General features: G+C 73.2%; 4 protein-coding genes. All 4 read left to right on the top strand.

Going from position 1 to position 4,539, the window contains the following annotated elements; all coding sequences use genetic code 11:
- On the top strand, nucleotides 1–529 hold a 529-nt coding region (locus tag ACWF94_RS34255), incomplete at its 5' end, for a helix-turn-helix domain-containing protein (protein WP_453497680.1).
- Nucleotides 530–794: 265 nt separating this feature from the next.
- Nucleotides 795–1,916, top strand: a complete 1,122-nt coding sequence (locus ACWF94_RS34250; protein ID WP_453497677.1) for an iron-siderophore ABC transporter substrate-binding protein — start codon at nucleotides 795–797, stop codon at nucleotides 1,914–1,916.
- A gap of 49 nt (nucleotides 1,917–1,965) precedes the next feature.
- Entirely contained in the window at nucleotides 1,966–3,054 is a 1,089-nt protein-coding gene (locus tag ACWF94_RS34245) for a FecCD family ABC transporter permease (RefSeq protein ID WP_453497674.1), read from the top strand.
- An 11-nt stretch (nucleotides 3,055–3,065) separates the two neighbouring features.
- Nucleotides 3,066–4,169, top strand: coding sequence for a FecCD family ABC transporter permease (locus tag ACWF94_RS34240; RefSeq protein ID WP_453497671.1), 1,104 nt, complete (start codon nucleotides 3,066–3,068; stop codon nucleotides 4,167–4,169).
- Nucleotides 4,170–4,539 lie beyond the last annotated feature (370 nt).

Genomic DNA, 4,539 nt, shown 5'->3' with positions numbered 1-4,539 from the left:
CTACACCTATGTCGCCCGCTCCGCCCCCGTGCCCTGGACGTCACCGCGCGCCCTGAAGGTGGGGCGCGCGCTCCAGGAGATGCTGCTCCACCTGGACGCGACCCCGATGCCCGACGGCCTCCGGCTGCGGACCCAGCGGGTCATCCTGGAGATGCTCCAGGACGACCCGCGCCCCGTGCTGGAGGTGCCCGTCCCGGCGGACCGGCGCATCCGGGCCCTGGCGGACGACGTACTGCGCGACCCGGACAGCGACCGCTCGGTGGAGGAGTGGGCGGCGCGGCACGCGCTCAGCGTACGGACCGTCACCCGGGCGTTCAGCCGTGACGTCGGGATGTCGTTCACCCGCTGGCGCTCGCTGGTGCGGATGTCCGCCGCGATGACCCTGCTCACCCAGGGCCACCCAGTCAGCCTCGTCGCGCACCGCTGCGGCTACTCCACGACCAGCGCGTTCAGCGCCGCGTTCCGCCGGGTGACCGGCGCCAGCCCGACCGAGTATCTGCGCGAGCGCTCCGTGGCCGGTGGCCCCTGACGGGGGCGCCGGCCGACCTCGGCGGGGGCGCCGGCCGACCTCGGCGGGGGAGTGGCCGATTCGCGACGCACCCTGGCCGGGGCGCGACGCCGGACCGCCCCGGTCTTCCCTAGCGTTGGTCGAAGTGAGGGTTACCTAACTTCCGGTACGGGGAGGCCGACCGCACCCGTACCCCGGCCGCGCGCCCATGCCCCGCACCGCTGTGACGGCGCTCACCCCCGACCGCCGCCGTGCCGCCCCGCGGTGCACCGAACCGAGGAGAACCATGTCCCTACCCCCGGCCGCCCCCACGGCCGCAGCCGCTCCGGCACCCCGGCGCACCAGAGTCTGGACCCGGGTCGCGGGGCTGGCGGTCGCCGCCGCACTCGTCCTGACCGGCTGCGGGGGAGGCGGCTCCGCCTCGGGCTCCGACGGGGACGGCAAGGCCGCGAAGGCGGCATCCGCCGCGTTCCCGGTCAGCATCAAGCACGCCCACGGCACCACCGAGATACCCGCAAAGCCCAAGCGCGTCATCGCGGTGAGCTGGATGTCCCTGGACGTGGTCGCCGCGCTCGGCACCGTCCCCGTCGGCGTCGACGAGCAGTGGGGCGGCGACAAGGACGGCTACAACCCCTGGTTCCGCACCCAGGTCGAGAAGCTCGGCGGTGAACTCCCCGAGATCCTCAACTACGGGGACTCCGGCGAGATGGACTTCGAGCAGATCCTGTCGCTCGACCCCGACCTCATCATCGGCCTGTACTCCGGTATCAAGGACGTCGACTACAAGCGGCTCAGCGAGATCGCGCCCACACTGCCGTATCTGGAGAAGCCCTTCGACGGCGGCACCTGGCAGCACATGACCCGCACGATCGGCAAGGCCCTCGGCGAGACGGCGAAGGCCGAGAGCCTGGTCACCGATGTGGAGGGCCGACTCGCCACCGTCGCGAAGGAGAACCCTCAGTTCAAGGACAAGACCTTCGCCTACGGTGTCTCCCTGTCACCCGGCGCCACCGATCTCGGCCTGTATGTCGAATACGACCCCCGGGTGCGGCTCCTCACCGAGATGGGCTTCAGAAACACCCCATCGATGAAGCGCATCACGGACGCGGTCAAGGGCACCAACTGGTACGGCGGCGTCAGCCTGGAGAAGCTCGACACCATCGAGGCGGACGTCTTCGTGGCCTGGGCCAACGGTGCCAAGGAAGTCGACTACACCCTCAAGGACCCCGTCTTCCAGCGCTGGGCGCCCATCGCAGGCAAGCGGTACGCGTTCGTCCAGGACGCCGCCCTCGGCATGGCCACCAGCGGCCCGTCCGTCCTGTCGATCCCCTGGGCGCTGGAACGGTATGTGCCGATGCTCGCCGACGCGGTCGCGGGCAAGGGCGCCAAGGGCGCTCCCGCCTCCTGACCCGAGCGACCGCCTCCGTACCCCGCAAGCCCACCCGCGAGGATCACCCGTGACGACGACCGCTCCACCATCCGGTGAGACCATTCCCGGGCACCGTGCCGCGGGCCCGGCCCCGTACTCCGGTACGGGCCTGGTCCCGCGGCACCGGCACCGCTTCCTGGTGCTGCTGGCCGCCGTCGTGGTGCTGCTCACCGTCTCCGTGCTCAGCGTCCTGGTCGGCGCGCGGGCGATCGCGCCGGGGACCGTGTGGGACGCGCTGTTCCACTTCGACGGCTCCGCGGACGAACAGGTGATGGTCCGCGAACTCCGCGTGCCACGCACCGTGATCGGACTGCTGGTGGGCGCCGCCCTCGGACTGTGCGGCGCCCTCATCCAGGCGTTCACCCGCAATCCGCTCGCCGACCCGGGCGTCCTCGGGGTCAACGCGGGCGCGGGCTTCGCCGTGGCCTTCGCCGTCGGCGTGCTCGGGCTCACCGACCCGGCCGAGTTCGTGTGGTTCGCGCTCGCCGGGGCGTTCGCCCTGACCGTCATCGTCTACACCCTGGGCTCGCTCGGCGCCGACCGCGCCACCCCGGTGAAACTCACCCTCGCCGGGGTGGCGCTCACCGCCGTGTTCAGCGGGCTGACCTCCGCGCTCACCCTCAAGAACCTGGCCACGCTCGACATCATGCGGTTCTGGGGTGTGGGGTCCATCGGCGGGCGCCCGCTCGACATCCTTCCGGTCGCCGTTCCCCTGATCGGGACCGGAGCGCTCCTCGGGCTGCTCACCGCCCGCTCCCTCAACGCCCTCGCGCTCGGCGACGACAACGCCCGCGCCCTGGGTGTACGACTGGGCGCGACCCGGACGGCCGTCGTCCTCGCAGTCACCCTGCTCGCCGGGACCGCCGTCGCCGTCGCCGGTCCCATCGGCTTCGTCGGACTGATGGTGCCGCACGTGGTGCGCTGGTTCACCGGCCCCGACCAGCGGTGGATCCTCCCGCTCACCCTCCTGGTCGCACCCGCCTTCCTGCTGGCCGCCGACATCGTCGGGCGCGTGGTCCTGCCGTCCGGGGAACTGCGGGTCGGCCTGGTCACCGCGCTGGTCGGCGCCCCCGTCCTGGTCGCCCTCGTCCGGCGCCGGAACGCGAGCGGACTGTGAGCGAACACCCCATGGGCACGCACGCCGCAGCCACCCGGCCCACGGGCACCCCCGCCACCGGGAAGCCGTCTCCGCACGTCGACTTCGGCCGCCCCACCTGGGCGTGGCGGCGCTTCGGCACCGCGCTGCGCGTGGACCGCCGTACCGTCCTGGTCTGCGGCACGCTCACCGCCGCCGTCCTCGTACTCGGCGTACTGACCCTCGGCACCGGGTCCATCTCGCTGACCCCGGGCCAGGTCGTCACCGCGCTCGTGGACCCGGATTCCGACCGCCGCGCCCGGCTCGTCGTGGTGGACTGGCGACTGCCGAGGCTGCTGTTCGCGCTGGTCTGCGGTGCCGCGCTGGCGGTCAGCGGGGCGCTCTTCCAGTCCCTCACCAAGAACCCGCTCGGCTCCCCCGACATCATCGGCTTCTCCTCCGGTTCCTACGCGGGGGCCACGGTCGTGATGCTGTTCCTCGGCACCGCCAACCACCTGGCTGTCGCGACCGGTTCGCTGATCGGCGGGGCCGCCGCCGCGCTGGTGGTGTACCTGCTGGCGTACCGCGACGGGCTGCATCCGTTCCGGCTCATCATCGTCGGTATCGCGGTCGGTGCCGGTCTCAGCTCGCTGACCTCGATGCTGCTGCTCTCCAGCAGCCCGCACCAGGCGATGCTGGCCGCGACCTGGGCCGCCGGGTCGCTCAGCGGCCTCGGATTCGGCGAGCTGGGGCCCACCGCCGTCGCCTTCGCCGTGCTGCTGCTCTGCTCCGCCGTGGTCGTCCGGCCCCTGGTCCAGCTGGAGATGGGCGACGACACGGCCGTGGCCCTGGGCGTCCGGGCGCAGCCCGTACGGCTCGCCGCGACCGTCGTCGGGGTCGCGCTCACCGCCCTGGTGACGGCCGCCGTGGGCCCGATCGCGTTCATCGCGCTCGCCGCCCCCCAGATCGCCCAGCGGCTGACCAGGAGTTCCACCACGCTGCGGATCGTGCCCGCCGCGCTCACCGGGGCCCTGGTCCTGGTCGCCGCCGACTTCGCCGCGCAGCGCGTCGACCTGCCGGTGGGGGTGGTGACCGTCTGCGTCGGCGGCCTCTACCTCGCCTGGCTGCTCGCCCGCCAGTACGCGGCCCGCCGCTGAGCCCCGCCCTTCCGCTCTCCCGAGGACCCCTCATGCCCCCGAAGACCGACCGTTCCGAGCCGAACCGCGTACCGGAGCCGAGCCACGAGCCGGAGCCGAGCCACGAGCCGGAGCCGAGCCACGTACCGGAGCCGAGCCACGGGCCGGATGGTGCGCCCGAGCCGGCTCACGTACCGGAGCCGGCTCACGCACCCGGGCCGAACCGCGTACCGGATCGCGCGCCCGCTCACGCACCCGGGCCGGACCCGATGGCGAAATCCGCCCCGGCCACCGCCCCGGACCCGGCCACGACTCCCTGGAGGCGGCAGTCGCCGCCGTCCACGAGCGGCACCAGGTGCTGCGCACGGCCTTCCGGATGGACCCCCGGCCC

The sequence above is a fragment of the Streptomyces sp. NPDC055078 genome, from assembly GCF_053607985.1.
This window is presented reverse-complemented; position numbering and strand designations above follow the sequence as displayed.

Bases quoted from the DNA above. Each gene is read 5' to 3' on its own strand.
- ACWF94_RS34250 (WP_453497677.1), top strand. From the start codon at position 795: ATGTCCCTACCCCCGGCCGCCCCCACGGCCGCAGCCGCTCCGGCACCC.
- ACWF94_RS34240 (WP_453497671.1), top strand. From the start codon at position 3,066: ATGGGCACGCACGCCGCAGCCACCCGGCCCACGGGCACCCCCGCCACC.